The sequence below is a fragment of the Pseudomonas sp. EL_65y_Pfl2_R96 genome (assembly GCF_963970905.1).
GTDB lineage: Bacteria > Pseudomonadota > Gammaproteobacteria > Pseudomonadales > Pseudomonadaceae > Aquipseudomonas.
Genome location: NZ_CAXAQH010000385.1, coordinates 1 through 437 on the forward strand (window position 1 = coordinate 1; position 437 = coordinate 437).

Sequence of the window (437 nt, forward strand, 5' to 3'; positions counted from 1 at the left end):
TAATCAAACCACAAACAACGCGCTGGTTTTTGACCCCCGGCCTGATTGCTTTAACCGCAGGCCTCATCGCGATCCCGTTGGCCAGCAACTATGTGCTTACCTCCGTCGGGATTGCAGTCGTTGCTGCAGGCGCCGGCCTCGTGTATCCAATTGTGACGTATTGGGTGCCTCTCGGGTCCAACGGTACCCGAGGAGCCGATCTCGGCCGCGTAACGGCGGCTGCGAGCCTCGGGCAGGCACTCGGCTCGACTGCCGGCGGACTGCTGTTCGATGCATTGATCCTGCCAAATGCAGTCTTCAGTTCCGCTGCACTGATGGCACTGGCGGGCGCGGGTGCCAGCATTGGCCTGCCGCGCCTGTTGATGCCCCGTGATCGCATTGTCCGATCGAACATCCGGGCAGGTTCAGAAAATCAAAAGGATGGTGCTTAAACGAAT

1 protein-coding gene is annotated in these 437 nt (G+C 59.5%); it reads left to right on the forward strand.

The features are described 5' to 3' along the window. Positions 1-431: MFS transporter (locus tag AACY49_RS31180; RefSeq protein WP_339528188.1), on the forward strand; the 431-nt coding region annotated here is incomplete at its 5' end. Positions 432-437 lie beyond the last annotated feature (6 nt).